Source organism: Candidatus Vagococcus giribetii (genome assembly GCF_017316185.1).
Classification (GTDB): domain Bacteria; phylum Bacillota; class Bacilli; order Lactobacillales; family Vagococcaceae; genus Vagococcus; species Vagococcus giribetii.
Genome location: NZ_JAFLVX010000031.1, coordinates 13020 through 31300, shown reverse-complemented (window position 1 = coordinate 31300; position 18281 = coordinate 13020). Strand labels below are relative to the sequence as shown.

Sequence of the window (18281 nt, the reverse complement as noted above, 5' to 3'; positions counted from 1 at the left end):
TTTTACAATCTAAAGCCGAATAAATCAGCAGGAGTACTAATAGATATAGACTCGCGAGGAATCCCTAAAAATTCACTAATGTCCGTTTTGACTTCTTCTCGTCCTAAACTAGTCTTGAGTTTAAAAAAGTATTCCTGTTTGTTTTGATTGTCATTCACAAAGCTCCAGTTGCCTAAGTACGATAGCTTAGTTATATCTGGTTTTTTAGGTATGTTTCTAATGGCAATATTTAAGGTAAGGAAGATCATTTCTGTCGGTTTACCTAATTTTATTTCCAATTGGTCTTTCTTTTTTGACAAATAGATATTATTAGCCAAGTTAATAAACCATAAGAGAATCAGACCAAGCATTGTAAATGTAAAGGCGTTGCCAGACCAATCCTTAAGAAGCCACTCAATAAAAAACCAAGCCAAGATACCTAAAAGGATGATGCTTAAACCTATTTTTTTCGATTGATTGTCTCGATAGTTGAGATAATCAAGTTGAATATCATCAGAAACCTCATTGGAGTAGTTTGCAAAATTTTCACCTTGTAAGTAAGTATAGCAGACGAAAAAAGGCGCTAAAAATAATTTTTTATAGCTAGTAGTCTGATTTTCAAAAGAAGATCGTAAGTCACTATCTCGTATAAAACTCTCTTTATCAATAAACTCAATGACTAAATCTTTAGAAGAACTACTATCCTGTATGAAGGAATAAACACACCCAGTTTTCTTTGTTAGCAAAAAGTGTTGATTTAACATGTTTTTTAAAAAATGAGCTTCTTTGTCACTTCCAGTTCTAAACAATCTAATGGCTTTCATCAAAATTACCTCCTTCTAAAGCAAGTTGATTGATGAGTTGTATGAAAGCAATTTGCTCCTTTAGTAGTTGGCTTCCTTTTTCAGTAATAATATATTCTTTTTTGGACTCTTGGTCAGAAACTAGCTCGATATAGTCCTTGTTTAAAAAATCGGCAATGGTTCGATACATTGTAGCTGGTCCAATTGTAATGAGTCCCTTTGTTGCGTTGTTAACGTATTTCATGATTTCATACCCATGGGATTTTGTTCTTAAGGAAAGTAAAATTAAAAAAGCGGAGTAATTCATGGGAGAATCTAGTAATGGTGTGGCTGGTTTCATGTCAACTACCTCCTTTTCTTTATATTGTATCCAAATTGGATATATGTCAATTGGATATATACCCGTTTCGGATATAAAAAACCTGAGGCATCAATTTGTGAGTTGAGCCTCAGGTTTTTCAGTGTTTAGTAATAACAGGATCGCTTAATTTACTGGCATATGAGAGAGAAACAAGTAAAAAGAGGATAGAGAAGTCACCAAAGAGAAGCCAACTTAAGGAATCATTAAACACATTAGCAGTTCCTAAAAAGATGAATTGACCAATTGGTGTGCCAGCCATGACTAAAATACTAAAAATACCACTTGTGAGTCCAAGCTTTTCTTGAGGGACTTCACTAATAATATAAGCCGAAATCCGAGGATTAATTTTACCTAGTAAGTAACCTAAAGTGAATAGTGAGAGGATTAAGAGTAGCTTGGATTGAATGACCAACAAAATAATAGGTAAGAGAGTGGTATTAAGCAATATAAGACTGATAATTCGTAGGCTCGACACTTTTTTGAAAAAATCTTTAGTTAGTAAAGAACCAAGGAGTAAGCCTAATGAGGTACTGATTCCAACTAAAGCGATGGTATTAGGTAGATTAGTGAACCATAAGTTCTCACGATTCAATAAGGAAACATTGAGTAACCCATCAGAAGAAGAGCCTAAGAGATTAATCAACACAGCAAAAATGATAATCATTTTTAAGAATGGGTTATTTAGGAAAAGATGCATGGTTTCTTTGAAATCATTCTTAAAGGAATTACCTTCTTTAAGAGGTGGAACAGGAGTGAGAGTTAATTGGTTTAAGAATTTATAATGGCTAAGGATAACAAAGGCTGCTGCTAAAAAAGTTGCGGCGTTGATAATAGCAAATAAGGAAAAATTATAGTTGAGTTGAACAATTAAGAATGCTCCAAATCCTTGGAAAATAAGTTGCATCAATGTAGCACAGGCATTTTGAAATCCCATTGCCTCCATTAAATTCTCTTCAGGGACAACATGCTTGATGTAGGGAAGCTGCAGAGCACTACTATAAAATCCAAAACAATCTGAGATCACGTTAATAAGTAGTAGGGCTAGAAAAAGAGGAAAGCTTGGTTCAAGAAGGATTAATCCTGCTAGTAAGAGAAATAAAGAAAATTGAATGAGTCGTGATAGGATATTCCACTTAAGCTTTTGTTTAGTTCTATCAGCAATGTGTCCAACGAAAGGTTGAAAGAAACTAGGGATAAAAATAGCCACAGAAGCTAATGAAACGGCTAAAGTATTGAATGATAATGTGCTAGCGTAAACGATAAAAACGATGTTATAAAGACTATTACCAATCCCATTTAGTAAAGAAGCATTTGTTAAGGTACGGTAGCCCTTATTTTTTTAATAGATATGCATGTTAATCACCTCGTCAATTTATTTTGTATCTTTAGTATAGTTGAGGTACACTGTCTATAATAAGAAATTCTACTATAGTGGAAAAAAGGTGAGAATAAATGGATGAGGGCCAATTATTTAGAAAATTAAGGAAAGATCGTGGTTTAAGTTTAGAACAAGTGTCTGATGAACTAAACAGTGTCTCTTTTATTAGTAAATTTGAAAAAGGAAACTCCAATATAAGTATGCATCGTTTGGAGAGACTTCTTGAAAATGTGAACGTCTCTTTTGAAGAATTCTTGTATTTAAGACAGCTAAATCAGAACCCAAATTTAAATGAGGAGTTAAAAGTATTACGAGGTTACTTAACGAGTGATTTTTATTTCTTGTTAGCAGATTTAATGCGAGTTGTTAGTGACATTAATAAAAGTGGTTTTAAGAAAGGCATTGAGGAGATGACTGAAATCAGAGAAAAACTGAATCCTAAAGTCAGTTGGCAAAACTATTTAATCATCTACTGTGATGTCTGTCTATTCACCTATGAATCTAACCTAGATGAGAGTAAGAGAAAAACAGTTGAAAGCATTATGGAGAACATTAATTTGATTACAAAACCTATTGTTTCCTATTTATATAAAGTAGAAGACTGGGGACTTTTTGAAGTGTTATTATTTAGACTGTTTTTATTTTCTTTTAAAGAAAGTCAAATTAAGCAATTACTTACAATTGCCTTGTCTCGAACTAAAAAAGAGAGCCAATTACCTGTGATGGCAACTTATAAATTAGATATTGTTTTTTCAAGTTTTTCTCATTTTGTTAATTTTAGAAATAAAGAGTGGGCGAAAGAAACGCTTATTCTAGCAAGAAACTTATTAAAAGACGAAAAAGATTTGATGAATAGTACCTTTTTATTATTTTATGAAGGTTGGTATACGATTATTTTTGAAGAGAAAGAAAAAGGACTTCAGTCATGCCATCAGGCCCTATCTATTTTTCGTATTTTAGATCAGCCTTCACTAGAAAATAAGTTTCAAACAATTCTAAAAAGTGTACTCAAAAATAAAGAAGAACCAAGCCAATACTTGCTGTTTGTGTGATTTTAGTGATAGTTAGGGGTTTAAGGTGTCTTATTTAGGCAAGGCATGTTAAACTATGAAAGCCAAAAATAAACAATTAATGGAGACAAGTTTGCTTTTCTTCATTGAAGTAAGGATGTCGATTATGAGTCAAACTAATTTTGAAGACTTTCATTTAGATAAACATATTATTAAAGCTTTATCCGTATTAAACTACACGTCACCAACTAAGGTACAAAAAGAAGTTATTCCTTTGTTACTTAACAAGAAAGATTGTTTGGTGAAATCTCAAACAGGGAGTGGTAAAACCGCTGCTTTTGGGATTCCGTTATGTCAACGATTAACTTGGGAAGAACGTGCCCCTCAAGCTCTTGTACTAACACCTACAAGAGAGTTAGCTACTCAAATTAAAGAAGAAATTTTTAATATAGGTCGTTACAAGCGAATCAAGGTAGAAGCTGTCTTTGGTAAGAGTTCTTATCAATCACAAGTCAAAACATTAAAACAGCGTACACATATTGTTGTGGCGACACCAGGACGTCTTTTGGACCATATTGAACGAGGGACTATAGATTTAAGTAAGATTAGAACTGTCATTATTGATGAAGCAGATGAAATGCTTGCGATGGGATTCATTGAACAAGTAGAACAAATATTAACTGTCTTACCATCAAGTAGAACAACAGCCCTTTTCTCTGCAACAATGCCAAAAGAGATTATGAAATTGCAACACAAGATGTTGAAAAAACCTCATTATATTGAGATTGAAACGACAGAAGCTTCAAAAAGAAAAATTGCTCAAGAGTATATTCGAGTAAGTGATGACGAAAAATCTGGTGCTTTAAAGGATTTATTTGTAGTGAAAAATCCTGATAGTAGTATTATTTTCTGTAACACTAAACTGATGGTAGATCGTTTAACAGAAACGCTAAAACACTTAGGCGTTCATGTGAATTGCCTTCATGGTGGTATGGAACAAAAGGATAGAAGTCAAACAATCCAAGATTTTAAGCGAGGTTACTTTAGACATTTAGTCGCAACAGATGTGGCTGCTAGAGGAATTGATGTATCGGATATTTCTTTAGTGGTTAACTATGATATTCCAGATAAAGTAGAAACTTATACGCACCGAATCGGAAGAACCGCTCGTTTTGAAAATAGTGGTCAGGCGTTAAGTTTAGTAAATGCTAAAGATAGTCATTTATTTGAAACTATTTATGAAGCTAAAGAAGGACAAATTAAAGAAATAGCAAGACCTGATAGTAAAGAAGTTAAAGGACATTTAGAAGCTTTTTACGATAAACAAAATCAAAAAGCTGAACTTAAAAAAGACAAAGGTTATGAATTTAAAGATGATATTATGAAAATTCATATCAATGCTGGTAAGAAAACAAAAATGCGACCAGGGGATGTAGTGGGAGCATTGTGTAATATTGAAGGCATGACAGCCGATGATATTGGTGTGATTAATTTAATGGATATTTCTACTTTTGTTGAGATTTTAAATGGTAAAGGTGAAATGGTCTTAAAACAATTACAACGTATGCCTATTAAAGGACGCGTTAGACGAGTGAGCCGTTCAAATGAAACAACCTATGATAGAGATATAAAACGAATGAATCATTACAAAGGGTAGACGAAAAGTCTTCCCTTTTTTTATTGAAACTATTAGAGATAACGCTTACAATAAAGGCAGGTAATATTAAGGAGGAAGATACATGGAAGAAACATTAGTTATCATCAAACCAGATGGCGTCAAAAAACAGTTAGTGGGAGAGATTATTACTCGCTTTGAAAAACGAGGCTTTAAAATTAAAAAGCTTAAAATGGAGCAACTACGAGAACAGACCGTTAAAGAACACTATGCTCATTTAAAGGAGCAAGTCTTTTTCATGGATGTTGTTAATTTTATGACATCGGGTCCTGTTGTGGTATTAATTTTAGAAGGTCCAAACGGAGTGGCATCTGTCAGACAGATGGTTGGAGCGACTAACCCCCAAGACGCTTTGCCTGGAACGATTCGAGCAGATTATGCTTTTGTTTCAGGATCAAATATTATTCATGCATCAGATTCCTTAGAGTCAGCTAAAATAGAAATTGAACGCTTCTTTGGAGAATAATAAATTAAAAGGTTGAAAGAGGCTGTGAACTAAGTCTTTTTCAATCTTTTTTAGTTAAAAAATGAAGAAATCTTCATCTTAATTTTCTTTTTATAAGTAGTTCTATAGAGTTCTTTTTAGTAAACTAATAATAAAAGATAAGGGGGAGTTATCATGAGTAAACCTCGAATACTATTAGTAGAAGATGAAGAAAGTTTAGCTAACTTTATTCAATTAGAACTTGAGTTTGAAGGATATGACTGCTTATGGGCAAAGGATGGCGAAGAAGCCTTAAGATTATTTGAAGAACAAGGAGATCATTTACTGTTAATTCTATTAGATTGGATGCTGCCGATTTATGATGGTATTACAGTGGCTAGGAGAATTAGAAAGAAAAGTGATATACCTATTATTATGATGACAGCAAGAAATCAAACAACTGATATTGTGATTGGACTGGATACAGGTCTAGATGATTATATGACCAAGCCTTTTGAAATCGAAGAGCTTTTTGCAAGAATTCGTGTGATTGAAAGACGTCTTGAAAAAGAAAATAAAAACCTTGAGATGATGTCTTATGGTGGAATCAACATAGATGTCAGCAAACACCAAGTTTATATTGGCGAAGAAAAGATATCTCTAACACCAAAGGAATTCGGTATTCTTTATGAGTTGATGAAAGAACCAGAAGTCGTCAAAACACGTGATGAACTACTTAATGAAGTTTGGGATTATAGTTACTTTGGACAAACCAATGTGGTTGATGTGTACATGAGAACCTTGCGAAACAAGTTGGGTGCTGATACTTATGGGAAGTTGATTCAAACGATTCGAGGTATAGGTTATGTTCTTCGAAAAGATTAAATCAGTCAATCAAACTGCCCAGTATCAACTGACTAAAAAATTTATTGGTATTTTTTTAGGTATCTTATTAGTGATGAATGTTTTTTATTTAATAGCTGCATCTGGTTTTGTCTACGAATACGTAGCAAGACGTGGAAACGACGTGTTATACGCTTTAGCAAATGAAAAAGGAAAAGACCTTAATTGGCCTGTTAGAATTGATTCCTTTGTTTCTGAAAAAGAAGAAGATGCGTTGATTATTGAAACGACTCAGGGAGATGTCTATTACTCTGAAGAAAGTAAAGATGTGTTTGAGGCTCTTTATACAGGAAAAACACTTCCTTTTATTGATAACTTGATTTTTAGTCATGAAGGTCTTTATTATGTTACAACAAAAGACTATGGTGATTTTAAAGCTCAACTAGCCATTAATACAGAAACGGCAGCGGAGCTTGTTTCTGGTATGTTTGTCATTAGTATTGTATTAAATCTAGTCGCTATCATTCTAGGAAGCTGGGTTATACATAAGAGTGTCGGCAAATGGAGCCGAAAACTGACTGAAATGGCAAAAGAAATTACAGAAGTTGACGTGTTAGAAGATACAAGTATTACAGTGCCAACAGATCCAATCGAAATAACTAAAGTAGCTCAGGCTTTTAATGAATTGTTAGAGAAACAACAAAACATTATCAAAAGAGAGAGACAGTTTATTACAGATGCCTCTCATGATTTGAAAACACCTGTTGCAGGCATTAGAGGTCATGTAAATCTAATTAAACGAAGAGGAGAAAGTCATCCGGAAATTATTCCTACTTCTCTTGATTTTATTGATAAAGAATCTGCTCGTTTAGAACGACTAACCCATCAACTCCTTGATCTAGATCAAGAAAGAGCAAGTCAGTCTAAGATGCAGCTTGATATATCTAGTTTAATCATTGAAGTAGTGGAGAGTAGTCATGTGTTGGCGACTCATGAATTAGCTATAAATGTTCCAGATAACCTTGAGTACTATGGAAGAAAAAGTGATATGGAGCAGATTATTCAAAATGTATTACAAAACGCCATGAAGTATTCGGATGATAAATCCTTAATTGAGGTAACTCTAGAAGAAACTAATAAGTCACTACTTCTGAAGGTTTCAGACCAAGGAATCGGGATAAATAAGGAAGAGAAACAACATATTTTTGAGCGTTTTTACCGAGTAGATAATTCAAGAACTAGTACAGTTGAAGGATCTGGGATAGGGTTAGCCATTGTTAAAAAAATCGTTGATTCATATGGTGGTAGTATCAAGATTGAAGATAATCATCCTAAAGGAACTATTTTTTCTATTAGTTTGCCCAAAAAAAGATGAAGAAATCTTCATGTAGTCTTTAAGGAAAGTTGATTTTATTAGACCTATCTCTTGCTACAATAAAGGTACAAACAAAGATGAATGGGAGAGAAAAAATCATGAAAAAAACAATGATAATTGGAATTAGTAGTCTAGCATTAGCTTTAATGGCGGGCTGTACGCAAAAAACAATCGAAACACCAAAAACAGAAAGTAGTAGTTCAAGCAGTGTTACAACACAGTCTTCAGTGACAAAAACAACAGATTCAAAAGAAAAACTGAATGATGCCAAGATTGCCTCAGTAGATGAAGTGATTGCTATGTATCAAAAAGAATACCCGGACACAGATATTACCTCTATTGAACTTGAAAATGAGAACAATTCATTTATCTACAAAGTTGAAGGTGTAGATGATCAAAATGAGTACAAGGTAAAAATTGATGGTAATAAAAAAGAAGTGACAAAAAGTAAACAGGAAAAATTAGATCGAGATGAAAAAGATGGTAAAAAAAGAGAAGCTGAAAAACTTAATTTAGAAGGTGTTATCTCGGTTGATAAAGCGACTGAAATTGCTGAAAAAGAAGCTGGAGCTGGACAAGCAGTTGAGTGGGATCTTGACCGCGAGTTAAATGTGACTTATTGGAAAGTCAAAGTGAAAGACGGTCACAAGAAAGTTCAAGTTAAACTAGATTCAAAAACAGGAGACGTTTTACAAACAGAGCAAGATGATTAATTAGTAAGGATCAACATACATGAAAATCTCGTTTAGAAACTAAAATTATTAGTTTTCTAAACGAGATTTTTTATGTGCGTTAAATCACTATTTAGAGTTTTTTTATGAGTATGTATTATTTAAAAAGGTGTTTTAATTGTAAAAAATATCACAATGTATTGCTAAAAGTTATATAAACCGTTATAGTAGTTACTGTAGTAGCTACTAATTAATTAAGGGACTGAAGTGAATGGAAACGATTGTACAAATAATGAAGAAATATGATTTTTCTGAAATGGAAACACTGGTGTATACGACCCTTTTAGAAAAAGGTGTTATGACAGGATATGAAGTAAGTAAACAATCTGGTGTCGCGCGCTCTAAAGTGTATAACGTGTTAGAAAAACTAATCAAAAAACATTTGGTTGTCGTTAATAAATCAGAACCTAAACTTTATTATGCCGTCTCTGCTGAAGAATTTTTAGAGAGATTGGAAAAAAGTGTTAAACAAGACTTAAACGTCTTAGAAAATCAATTAGGGAATATAAAAGTTCAAGAAGAAGAAGAGCTTTTATGGAAACTAGAGAGTTATGCCAATGTAATGGATAAAACAGAGCATCTCATTAGACATGCGAAAACAAGTTTGTTGATTCAAATTTGGGAAAATGATCTATCAAAAGAACTAGTTGATTTATTGCAACAGATGGAGAAAAAAGTTGAACACTTTGTTTTAATTTTATTTAGCAATGAGCATCACTATGATATGCCATTAGCAAATTATTACATTCATGGATTTGAAGAAGAGAAATTAAAAGATTTTGGTTCTAGATGGATTAATGTAGTCGCTGATGAAAATGAAGTTGTCTTTGGAACAATGGATGAAAAAAATCAGTTGATAGATGTTACTTGGACTCAAAATCGTGCAATGGTTAACTTGTCGAAAGAGTATATTAAACATGATGCTTATACATTAAAAATTATTCAAGAAAATCCTGACACGCTACAAAAAGTGTATGGAAAGGAATTTGAGAAGATACGCTTAATTTATAAGGAGGACTAGACAATGGTCACAAAAATATTATTGGGTTTAATTATTATTGTAAATGGTTATTTTTTAGTTATATTTGTGAAAGATTTATTAAGTCATAAAGAAGAGTTTAAAGCTGAAAAAGGAGATAGTCGTTTCTTACCTTTTACGTCATTTATTATGTTTTTCCTATCAGCTTTTGGGATTTCTGATTTCGCAATAGGAACAGTTCTTTATCCTAAGCTTGGTTGGACTTCAATGAAAAAATTACCAGGAACCTTAAACACTCAGTGTGTAATTCCTGTTGCAGTAATGGCATTATCTTATATATCTTCTGTTAATGTAGGGATAAAAACCTTATCTGTTTGTATTGTAGCTCAAGTTATTGGAGCTTATATTGGCCCTAAATTTGTGGTGAAACTTCCTGAAAAAACCATTAAAAAATTTGTTGGAGTTGGATTAATTATTGCGGCATTTCTGATTTTTGCAGGTCAAGTTAACTGGATTCCTTCAAATGGAACTGCAACAGAACTTTACGGAGCAAAATTAGTTTTAGCAGCAGCGTTACTGTTTTTATATGGCGCATTAAACAACATTGGAATTGGTTCTTATGCTCTAACAATGGTAACAGTTTACTTATTAGGTATGGATCCAATTGCAGCTTTCCCAATTATGATGGGAGCTTGTACGTTCTCAGTTCCAGTTGGAAGTGTTCAATTTATCAAACTAGATGAGTATAGCCGTAAAATCACATTCTATGCAGCAACATGTGGTGTTCTAGGTGTGTTGGTAGCTGTATTCTTTGTTAAATCATTGGATACCTATATGTTGAAATGGCTAGTAATTTTTGTTTTACTATATAGTTCATACACTATGCTAAGTGGTGAACTAAAAAGAGTAAGACAACAAGCATAATAAGAGAGGATTGATAGATATGTTATTTTTAACTAAAAATCATATTGTTGATAGTTTTTCAATGAGAGAAGCAATGGATGCCTGTAAAGAGGCATTGAGACTATATTCTGAAAATAAAGCGAGTGTTCCTTTGAGAACAAATATTGATGTTCCAAAACAAGAAGGACAAAGTTTATATATGCCCGCTTATGTCGAATCAGATGAAGATGCTCTAGGGGTAAAAATTGTATCTGTTTATCCAAATAACATAAAAAAAGATATACCTAGTGTACCAGCTACTATGATTACCTTGGATCCAGAAACTGGTATGGTAGATGCTATTTTAGATGGCACTTATTTGACTCAATTAAGAACTGGAGCTGTCCAAGGGGCTGCGACTGAATTACTAGCTAGAAAAGACGCTAAAATCGGTGCATTAATTGGAACTGGTGGACAAGCAGAGTGTCAATTATGGGCAATGCTAACGGCTAGGGAATTAGAAGAAATTAGAATTTTTGATATTGATTTTGAGCGAGCGACTGAGTTTGCTAAACACATGGAAACTGTATACAACGTAAAAATGATTCCATGTGAAACCGCTCAAAAATGTGTTGAAGGAGCGGATGTGATTACTAGTGTCACAACATCTAAACAGCCAACTTTCTCAGCTGAATGGGTAAAAGAAGGTGCTCATATAAACGGAGTGGGTGCGTATACACCGGAGATGTGCGAGATTCCAAAAGAAATCATTAAAGAAGCTGAAACAGTTATTTTTGACACAATGGATGGTGTGATGCAAGAAGCTGGAGATTTTATCCAACCAGTTGAATCAGGTTATTTAACAGCAAATCACTATAGAGGTGAATTAGGACAACTTGTTTTAGGTGATATTAAGGGACGAGCTTCTGAAGAAGAAATAACTATATTTAAAACAGTTGGGTCTGCAGTTCTTGATGTATTTGTGGCAAGTCAAATCGTCAAAAAAGCAAAAGCCAAAGATTTAGGACAAAAAATATAAGCAAACGAATCAAAAATAAACTCTTGAAATTTAGTTGATAAGACTAGGTTTTAAGAGCTTTTTTGTGAAATAATCAAAAGAGAAAACATGTTTTTTAAAAGTAAGTGTTTACATTTTTTTGAAATGATGCTATTATCCAATTAGACATTTAAGGATTGTGACTGTTCGGCAGGCAAAACCTAGATTGAAAGAAAATATATTAAAGATTAACAGCCCATGCTGTAGCCTTTTTAGTATATTTCTCTCAGTTTAGGTTTTTTTTGTTGTTACAAAACATGCAAATAAAACTAAGGAGGAATAGCAAATGTCAAAACAATCAAATCAAGAGTTAGCCAAAGATGTCTTAGGACTAGTTGGTGGGAAGAAAAATGTAAACAGTGTTGTTCACTGTGCGACTCGTTTAAGATTTAAATTAAAAGATGAGTCAGTAGCAAAAACAGAAGAAATTCAAAAACATCCAGGTGTGATTCAAGTCGTTCAAAGTGGTGGCCAATACCAAGTGGTTATCGGAAGTCACGTAAAAGATGTCTATGCCGAATTATTAGAGATTTCAGGTTTAGGAGACGCTTCATCTGAAGAAAGTGGACCAAAAGGAAATTTATTTAATCAGTTTATTGATATTATTTCAGGTATTTTTACTCCTTTCTTAGGTGCCATGGCAGGTGTTGGGGTTCTTAAAGGACTTTTAACTCTATTAGTTGTTGGTGGTTTGTTATCTGATAAATCAGGAACGTACCAAATTTTATTTGCTGCTTCTGATGGTTTCATGCAATTTTTACCATTTGCAATCAGTTTTACTGCAGCTAAGAAATTCAAAACAGATCCATTTATTGCTTTAGCTATTACAGCTGCTTTACTTCACCCAAGTATTTCAGCTATTGCGGGAGCTCAATCTGGATTAGACTTCTTAGGTATTCCTGCAATTATGGGACCTACAGGTTATATGCAAACAGTTATTCCAATTATTATGTTTATTTGGTTACAAAAATACATTGAAAAATTCGCTAAAAAAATCTCACCAGATTTTCTACAAATCATTTTAGTTCCATTGATTACAGTAGTGGTAATGGTTCCATTAACATTTGTAGCTATTGGACCATTAGGAACAATTATTGGTGCTCTTTTAGGTAAAGGTTATAGTGCGGTATTTGGATTCAGTCCAATCGTAGCGGGAGCTGTGATGGGTGGTTTATGGCAAGTATTTGTTATGTTCGGTATGCATTGGGGATTCATTCCAATTATCATGTTAAACTTAACAACAAATGGTTACGATACAATGGCACCAATGTTACTTGGAGCAGTTATCGCTCAAGCTGGTGCGGCATTAGCAGTTGCTATTAAAACAAAGAGTCAAAAGAGAAAAGCATTGGCTATTTCTGGTACATTAACAGCCGTTTTTGGTATTACAGAACCAACAGTATACGGGGTAACGTTACCTCTTAAAAAACCATTTTACGCAGCATGTATTGGTGGAGCTGTAGGTGGAGCAATCATTGGTGCAGCAGGTGTTAAAACATTTGCAATGGGCTTAATTAGTTTATTAAGTATTCCAGGATTCATTAGTACAATTGATGGTGTTGAATCAAATGTTGTTATGGCAATCATCGGTGTTATCGCTTCATTTGTCATTGCATTTGCTTTAACATTAGTTTTAGGATTTGATACAGAAGCAGAAGCTTCAACAGATGTAGAAGGTACAAAAGAAGTAAAAGATAGAGAAACATTACAATCACCATTAACAGGTAAAGTTGTTCCAATGACTGACGTTCAAGATGAAGTATTTGCTTCAGGAGCTTTAGGTAAAGGGATTGCTATTGAACCAACTATTGGTGAATTAAGAGCACCAGCATCAGGTGTGATTTCAACTATTTTCCCTACAGGACATGCAGTAGGTTTAACAACAGACAATGGGGCAGAAATTTTAATGCATATCGGTATGGATACAGTGGAATTAAATGGCGAAGGATTTGAAAAATTAGTCGCTCAAGGGGATAAAGTAAAAGCTGGAGACTTATTAGTTAAGTTTGATATTGAAGCAATCAAAGCAGCAGGAAAACCTGTTATTACACCGATTGTTGTCACAAACTCAGTGGATTACCTAGACGTGTTAGATTTAAATCAAGATGAGTTGATTGAAGGGGAAGACTTTTTAACCTTAGTTAAATAATTTATCGTTACATTAAGATTGATTTGGGTTACTATTGTAATAAGTAGTAACCCAAATTAGTCATTTTTAAAGGGTTATTTAACAGTTGGGAGAGGAAGAATAACACGTGATTATTAAGAAAATATTGAATAATAATGTTGTTATCTCTGAAAATGAACAGTTGGAAGAGATTGTTGTCATGGGGAAGGGATTAGCTTTTCAACAAAAGATAGGGGATGAGCTTGAAGCTGAAAGAATCGATAAGATTTTTGTATCAAGTTCGCCGACTGATGTTCGTGAAATTGAAAAGTTAATGATGACAGTTGATCCTGCTGTGATTGATGTAGCTAAAGAAATCATTCTTTACGCTGAAAAAACCACCAATCAAGAGTACTCTGATGAAGCTTATTTAACGTTAACGGACCATTTGAATTATGCGGTTGAACGTGGTAGAAAAGGAATTTTTATCCCAAATCCATTGTTATTTGAGATTAAAAAATTCTTTCCAGAAGAGTATAGTGTAGCAACAAAAGGGATTGAAGCGATTAACAAAAAATTACACACTGATTTTCCAGTAGATGAGGCAGGATTTATTGCCCTTCATCTTGCAAATAGCCGAAAAAACGCAAGTGAATTACCTGTTACAATGGAAAGTACAGAAATGGTTAGAGATATATTAAATATTATTAGTCGCTATTTTGGTATTATGTTTGATGAATCATCACTTAGTTACAATCGAATGGTGACTCATATACAATACTTCGTTAAACGAATTTTGGAAAAAGAAATGCTAGAAGAAACTGATGAATTTTTATATGCTTTAGTTCAAAGTAAGTACCCAGAAGCTTTTAATTGTAGTCAACGTATCAAAGACTATTTATTAAAAGTAAAACACATAAAAATACAAGAGCCTGAGATGATCTACTTAGTGATTCACATCAATCGTGTGGTTGAGGATGCTAAGAAAGCTTAAATTAGGTGAAAACCCGTAGAAACAGTGAGTTTCTACGGGTTTTTTATTAAATAGATAGAAGGAACGTAATCGTGTTATAGAAACGGTTCTATAATAAAAGTCGAAAAAACATAAAAAAACATGTTGAAAACGGTTTATTATTGTGATAATATCTGTTTATCGAAACGTTTCACCAAAACTGAAGGGAGGATTTACATTGATGAAATCAAAGTTTCATCGATTTTTATCTCAAAAGCAATTGCAATGGATGGTACTTCCGGGTATTGCTTTTATGATTGTTTTTAACTATATACCGATTTATGGTATTGTCATCGCATTTAAAAACTATACTGTTGTCGACAACATCTCAACAGCAGATTGGGTAGGTCTTGAAAATTTCCGTATTATTTTTGAAGACTCTTTTTTTTGGGAGGCAGTAAGGAATACATTAGCTATTAGTTTATTAAAGTTAGCTTTAGGTTTCTTTATCCCGATTGCGTTAGCTATTATGATTTTTGAGATGAAAGACGGCAAGCTGAAAAAAACAATTCAAACGATATCTTATATTCCTCATTTCTTTTCTTGGATTGTCCTTGGTGGGATGTTAATTAGTTGGCTCTCAACATCTGGTTTTTTAAATCAGATTTTAATGTCTTTAGGGTTAATGGATACAGGAGTCAATCATTTATTAGAAGCCGATAAGTATTGGTGGATTGCTGTATTCTCAGATTTATGGAAAGAAGTCGGTTGGGGAACCATTCTTTATTTAGCAGGAATGTCCAAAATTGACCCGACCTATTATGAAGCAGCTCGAATGGACGGAGCTAGCAAGTTAACCCAAATTCGAAAAATCACACTACCCTTACTAACACCTATTATCTCGTTAAACTTGATCTTGGCAGTAAGTGGTATCTTAGGCTCCAATTTAGATCAGACATTGGTATTAATGAATACTCAAAACCAAAATCGTTCAGAAGTAATCAACTCATTTGTTTACCGTATGGGTATTACCCAAGGGGACTTCTCTTATGCAACAGCAGTTGGTTTAGGTGTTTCTATTATCTCAATCATTCTTCTTTTAATTACAAACCAAGTAACGAAAAAAATGAATGATGGTAAATCAGTGATTCTGTAAAAAAATGGAGGTGAAAGTCGTGAAAAAAAGAAATAGTGAAAACAGAGTATTTAACATTGTAAATACCATTTTATTAGTTCTATTTGCTTTAATTATTGTGGTTCCGATTTGGAACATTTTAGTTTCTTCAGTGAGTGGCTCATCAGCAGGAAGTTCTGGTTTGGTATTGATTCCTCAAGACTTCACCTTAGAAAACTATAAAAAAGTATTATCTGATGAAAGTATTCCAAGAGCATTACTTATTTCTATTTTAAAAACTGTGATTGGTGCATTTACCCACGTAGCTTTTTGTTCGGTAGTAGCTTACGGTTTAAGTAAAACCAATCTTATGGGACGAAGTGTTTACACGATGATGGGTGTTATCACTATGTACTTTAGTGGTGGTATGATTCCAACTTACCTATTAATTAAATCATTAGGTTTACTTGATACGTTTTGGGTCTACATTATCCCAGCATTATTTAGCTATTATGATGTGGTTATCCTGATGAACTTCTTTAGAGATGTGCCTGTTTCTTTAGAAGAATCTGCAAAAATTGACGGAGCATCAGAATTTACCATCTTTAGAAAAATATATGTTCCTTTATCTAAGCCAGCCCTTGCAACCATTCTTCTATTTAATGGAGTTGCACAATGGAATGACTTTATGACAACTAAGTTATACATAACAAACGAGAAATTGTATCCACTTCAAATGAAAATCTATGAAATCATTGTTCAATCGAATATGAATTCAATGGCTAATAGCGGAAGTACTGACGTGATTGTTGAATCAAGTACGAAAGGGATTCAATTAGCGACAATCGTTATTACAACGATTCCGATTCTAATGATTTACCCATTGTTACAAAAACATTTTATTGGTGGCATGATGGCGGGAGCCGTAAAAGAGTAGTTTAAAAAAGAAAGGTGAAAAAGTAAATGAAAAAAGTAGTTTTAGGTCTTTTAACAGCAAGTTTAGCGTTTGGTTTAGCAGCATGTGGTAATGGAGACAAAAAAGATGATAACAAAGATTTTAGTATTAAAGGTCGTTACGAGCTAGATGAAAAAACACCAGCTTGGAAGTTAGATAAGAAAAAAGAAACAACTGAGTTAACTTGGTACATCAATGCAGATTGGAAAATGAATCCATTTGGTGATGACGTAACAACTAAAAAAATCAAAGAAGATTTGAACATCGATGTTAAATTCATTACAGGTGATGATGCCAAATTAAATGCGTTAATTTCTAGTGGAGATATGCCTGATATTGTAACGTTAATGCAAAAAGATACTCCTGCAGGTAACAAAGCAGATAAATGGGCATATTCATTAAATGACTTAGCAGAAAAATATGATCCTTATTTAAATAGTGTGGTAACAAAAGATACGTTTAACTGGTTTGCTTTAGCAGACGGTAAAACATATGGTTACCCAAACTACTCTAATACACAAAAAGATTACGACAACAATGTGATTCCAGCGAATGATGCGTTTATTATTCGTGAAGATGTTTACAACAAATTAGGTAAACCATCTATTTCATCACCAGAAGATTTTGAAAAAGTGATGAATGATATTAAGAAAGAGTTTCCTGAGTTGACACCATTTGGCTTCCCACCAGTAAAAGACGATAGCACTTCTTTCCAACGTATTTTACAAGACTTTATTGGTGTTCCTTTAGCAAATGAAAAAGGTGAATTCAATGATCGTAATTTAGATCCAGAATATAAAGCATGGTTAAAAACACTTAACAATGTTTATCAAGATGGCAACATCAACGATGATAGCTTTACTGATGATGGCGATACTTACAAAGGTAAACTTAAAAAAGGTGACTTTGGTGTAATATTTGCTAGTGGATTCAATGGATCTGTTGGAGAATTACAAGAGTTCAAAAACAATAGTGGCACACAATACATCGCTATTGATGGACCTCAAAGTCAATCAGGTAGAGAGATTATGTTAAATCAAACAGGAATCTCAGGTTGGTTAGTTAACTACATTTCAAAAGATGCTAAAGACCCTGCAAAAGCAACTCAATTATTCACTTACTTAATTAGTGAAGAAGGTCAAATGTTAACTAAGTTTGGTGTTGAAGGTGAAACATACAAATTCAACGAGAACAAAAAAGTTGAAATCTTACCAGAAGTAAAAGAATTAGAAAAAACAAATCCTGAAGAATACCGTAAAAAATATGGTTTAAGTGCCTTTAACTTCTTTAACAATGACCGTATGAACCTTTACAAACAACCAGAAGAAAGTTCTGTGACTCAATTACAAGCTTGGGGTAAAGGCAAATTAGTGCCACACTTTGTGATTGAAAACATTGCTCCTGAAACAGGAACAAAAGAAGCTCGTTCTGAAGAAGCAATGAAAACTAAGTTTGATACTGCAGTTATCTCATTAATCCGTGCAAAATCTGATAATGAGTTTGAAAAAACATATACAGAATATGTTGACTTTACTAAGAAAAATAACGCAGAAGATGTTTACAAAATCAAAACTGAAAAAATGAAAGAAAACAAAGAAAAATTAGGCATAAAAGACTAGAAAGGAGAGGTGGGAAAGTCTAAGCTTTCCCACCTTT

16 protein-coding genes and 1 pseudogene are annotated in these 18281 nt (G+C 33.4%); 14 read left to right on the top strand and 3 right to left on the bottom strand.

Annotation, left to right across the window (positions count from 1 at the left end; genetic code table 11):
- Window positions 1–2: 2 nt before the first annotated feature.
- The 3 genes and pseudogenes from DOK76_RS11215 to DOK76_RS11205 form a co-directional block, all read right to left on the bottom strand.
- Complete coding sequence (locus DOK76_RS11215; RefSeq protein ID WP_206967807.1) at window positions 3–803, bottom strand: hypothetical protein; 801 nt, start codon at window positions 801–803, stop codon at window positions 3–5.
- Window positions 790–1122 carry a PadR family transcriptional regulator gene (locus DOK76_RS11210; RefSeq protein ID WP_206967805.1) on the bottom strand — a complete coding sequence of 111 codons (333 nt, stop codon included), beginning with the start codon at window positions 1120–1122 and terminating at the stop codon, window positions 790–792. Before DOK76_RS11210 ends, DOK76_RS11215 begins: the two co-directional genes overlap by 14 nt.
- Window positions 1123–1240: 118 nt before the next feature.
- Window positions 1241–2440, bottom strand: a pseudogene (locus tag DOK76_RS11205) (MFS transporter); the annotation flags it as partial.
- A gap of 155 nt (window positions 2441–2595) precedes the next feature.
- On the opposite strand from DOK76_RS11205, the gene DOK76_RS11200 reads away from it, so the two are divergent.
- From DOK76_RS11200 to DOK76_RS11135, 14 genes are all read left to right on the top strand, one after another.
- Window positions 2596–3573, top strand: a complete 978-nt coding sequence (locus DOK76_RS11200; protein WP_206967803.1) for a helix-turn-helix domain-containing protein — start codon at window positions 2596–2598, stop codon at window positions 3571–3573.
- A 124-nt stretch (window positions 3574–3697) separates the two neighbouring features.
- On the top strand, window positions 3698–5188 hold the full coding sequence (locus DOK76_RS11195; RefSeq protein ID WP_206967801.1) for a DEAD/DEAH box helicase: 1491 nt from the start codon (window positions 3698–3700) through the stop codon (window positions 5186–5188).
- An 82-nt stretch (window positions 5189–5270) separates the two neighbouring features.
- Window positions 5271–5672 carry a nucleoside-diphosphate kinase gene (ndk, locus tag DOK76_RS11190; protein WP_206967799.1) on the top strand — a complete coding sequence of 134 codons (402 nt, stop codon included), beginning with the start codon at window positions 5271–5273 and terminating at the stop codon, window positions 5670–5672.
- Window positions 5673–5825: 153 nt separating this feature from the next.
- Window positions 5826–6515, top strand: coding sequence for a winged helix-turn-helix domain-containing protein (locus DOK76_RS11185; RefSeq protein ID WP_206967797.1), 690 nt, complete (start codon window positions 5826–5828; stop codon window positions 6513–6515).
- The gene (locus DOK76_RS11180; protein WP_206967795.1) at window positions 6496–7848 is read left to right on the top strand and encodes a sensor histidine kinase; all 1353 of its coding nucleotides are present in this window, start codon (window positions 6496–6498) and stop codon (window positions 7846–7848) included. Before DOK76_RS11185 ends, DOK76_RS11180 begins: the two co-directional genes overlap by 20 nt.
- A 98-nt stretch (window positions 7849–7946) precedes the next feature.
- Window positions 7947–8561 carry a PepSY domain-containing protein gene (locus DOK76_RS11175; protein WP_242542293.1) on the top strand — a complete coding sequence of 205 codons (615 nt, stop codon included), beginning with the start codon at window positions 7947–7949 and terminating at the stop codon, window positions 8559–8561.
- A 229-nt stretch (window positions 8562–8790) separates the two neighbouring features.
- Window positions 8791–9600 (top strand): TrmB family transcriptional regulator, encoded by an 810-nt coding sequence (locus tag DOK76_RS11170; RefSeq protein ID WP_206967793.1) that lies wholly within the window; start codon window positions 8791–8793, stop codon window positions 9598–9600.
- A gap of 3 nt (window positions 9601–9603) precedes the next feature.
- Window positions 9604–10482: a sulfite exporter TauE/SafE family protein gene (locus DOK76_RS11165; RefSeq protein ID WP_206967791.1), complete on the top strand. Its 879-nt coding sequence runs from the start codon at window positions 9604–9606 to the stop codon at window positions 10480–10482.
- 19 nt (window positions 10483–10501) lie between these two features.
- The gene (locus tag DOK76_RS11160) at window positions 10502–11479 is read left to right on the top strand and encodes an ornithine cyclodeaminase family protein (protein WP_206967790.1); all 978 of its coding nucleotides are present in this window, start codon (window positions 10502–10504) and stop codon (window positions 11477–11479) included.
- Between the two features lie 304 nt (window positions 11480–11783).
- Window positions 11784–13646 (top strand): beta-glucoside-specific PTS transporter subunit IIABC, encoded by a 1863-nt coding sequence (locus DOK76_RS11155; protein WP_206967788.1) that lies wholly within the window; start codon window positions 11784–11786, stop codon window positions 13644–13646.
- Window positions 13647–13752: 106 nt separating this feature from the next.
- Window positions 13753–14598: a BglG family transcription antiterminator LicT gene (gene licT, locus DOK76_RS11150; RefSeq protein ID WP_206967785.1), complete on the top strand. Its 846-nt coding sequence runs from the start codon at window positions 13753–13755 to the stop codon at window positions 14596–14598.
- A gap of 199 nt (window positions 14599–14797) precedes the next feature.
- Entirely contained in the window at window positions 14798–15712 is a 915-nt protein-coding gene (locus tag DOK76_RS11145) for an ABC transporter permease (RefSeq protein WP_206967783.1), read from the top strand.
- A 4-nt stretch (window positions 15713–15716) separates the two neighbouring features.
- Window positions 15717–16607, top strand: a complete 891-nt coding sequence (locus DOK76_RS11140) for a carbohydrate ABC transporter permease (RefSeq protein ID WP_206967781.1) — start codon at window positions 15717–15719, stop codon at window positions 16605–16607.
- Between the two features lie 26 nt (window positions 16608–16633).
- Window positions 16634–18244, top strand: coding sequence for a type 2 periplasmic-binding domain-containing protein (locus DOK76_RS11135; RefSeq protein WP_206967779.1), 1611 nt, complete (start codon window positions 16634–16636; stop codon window positions 18242–18244).
- Window positions 18245–18281: the final 37 nt, after the last annotated feature.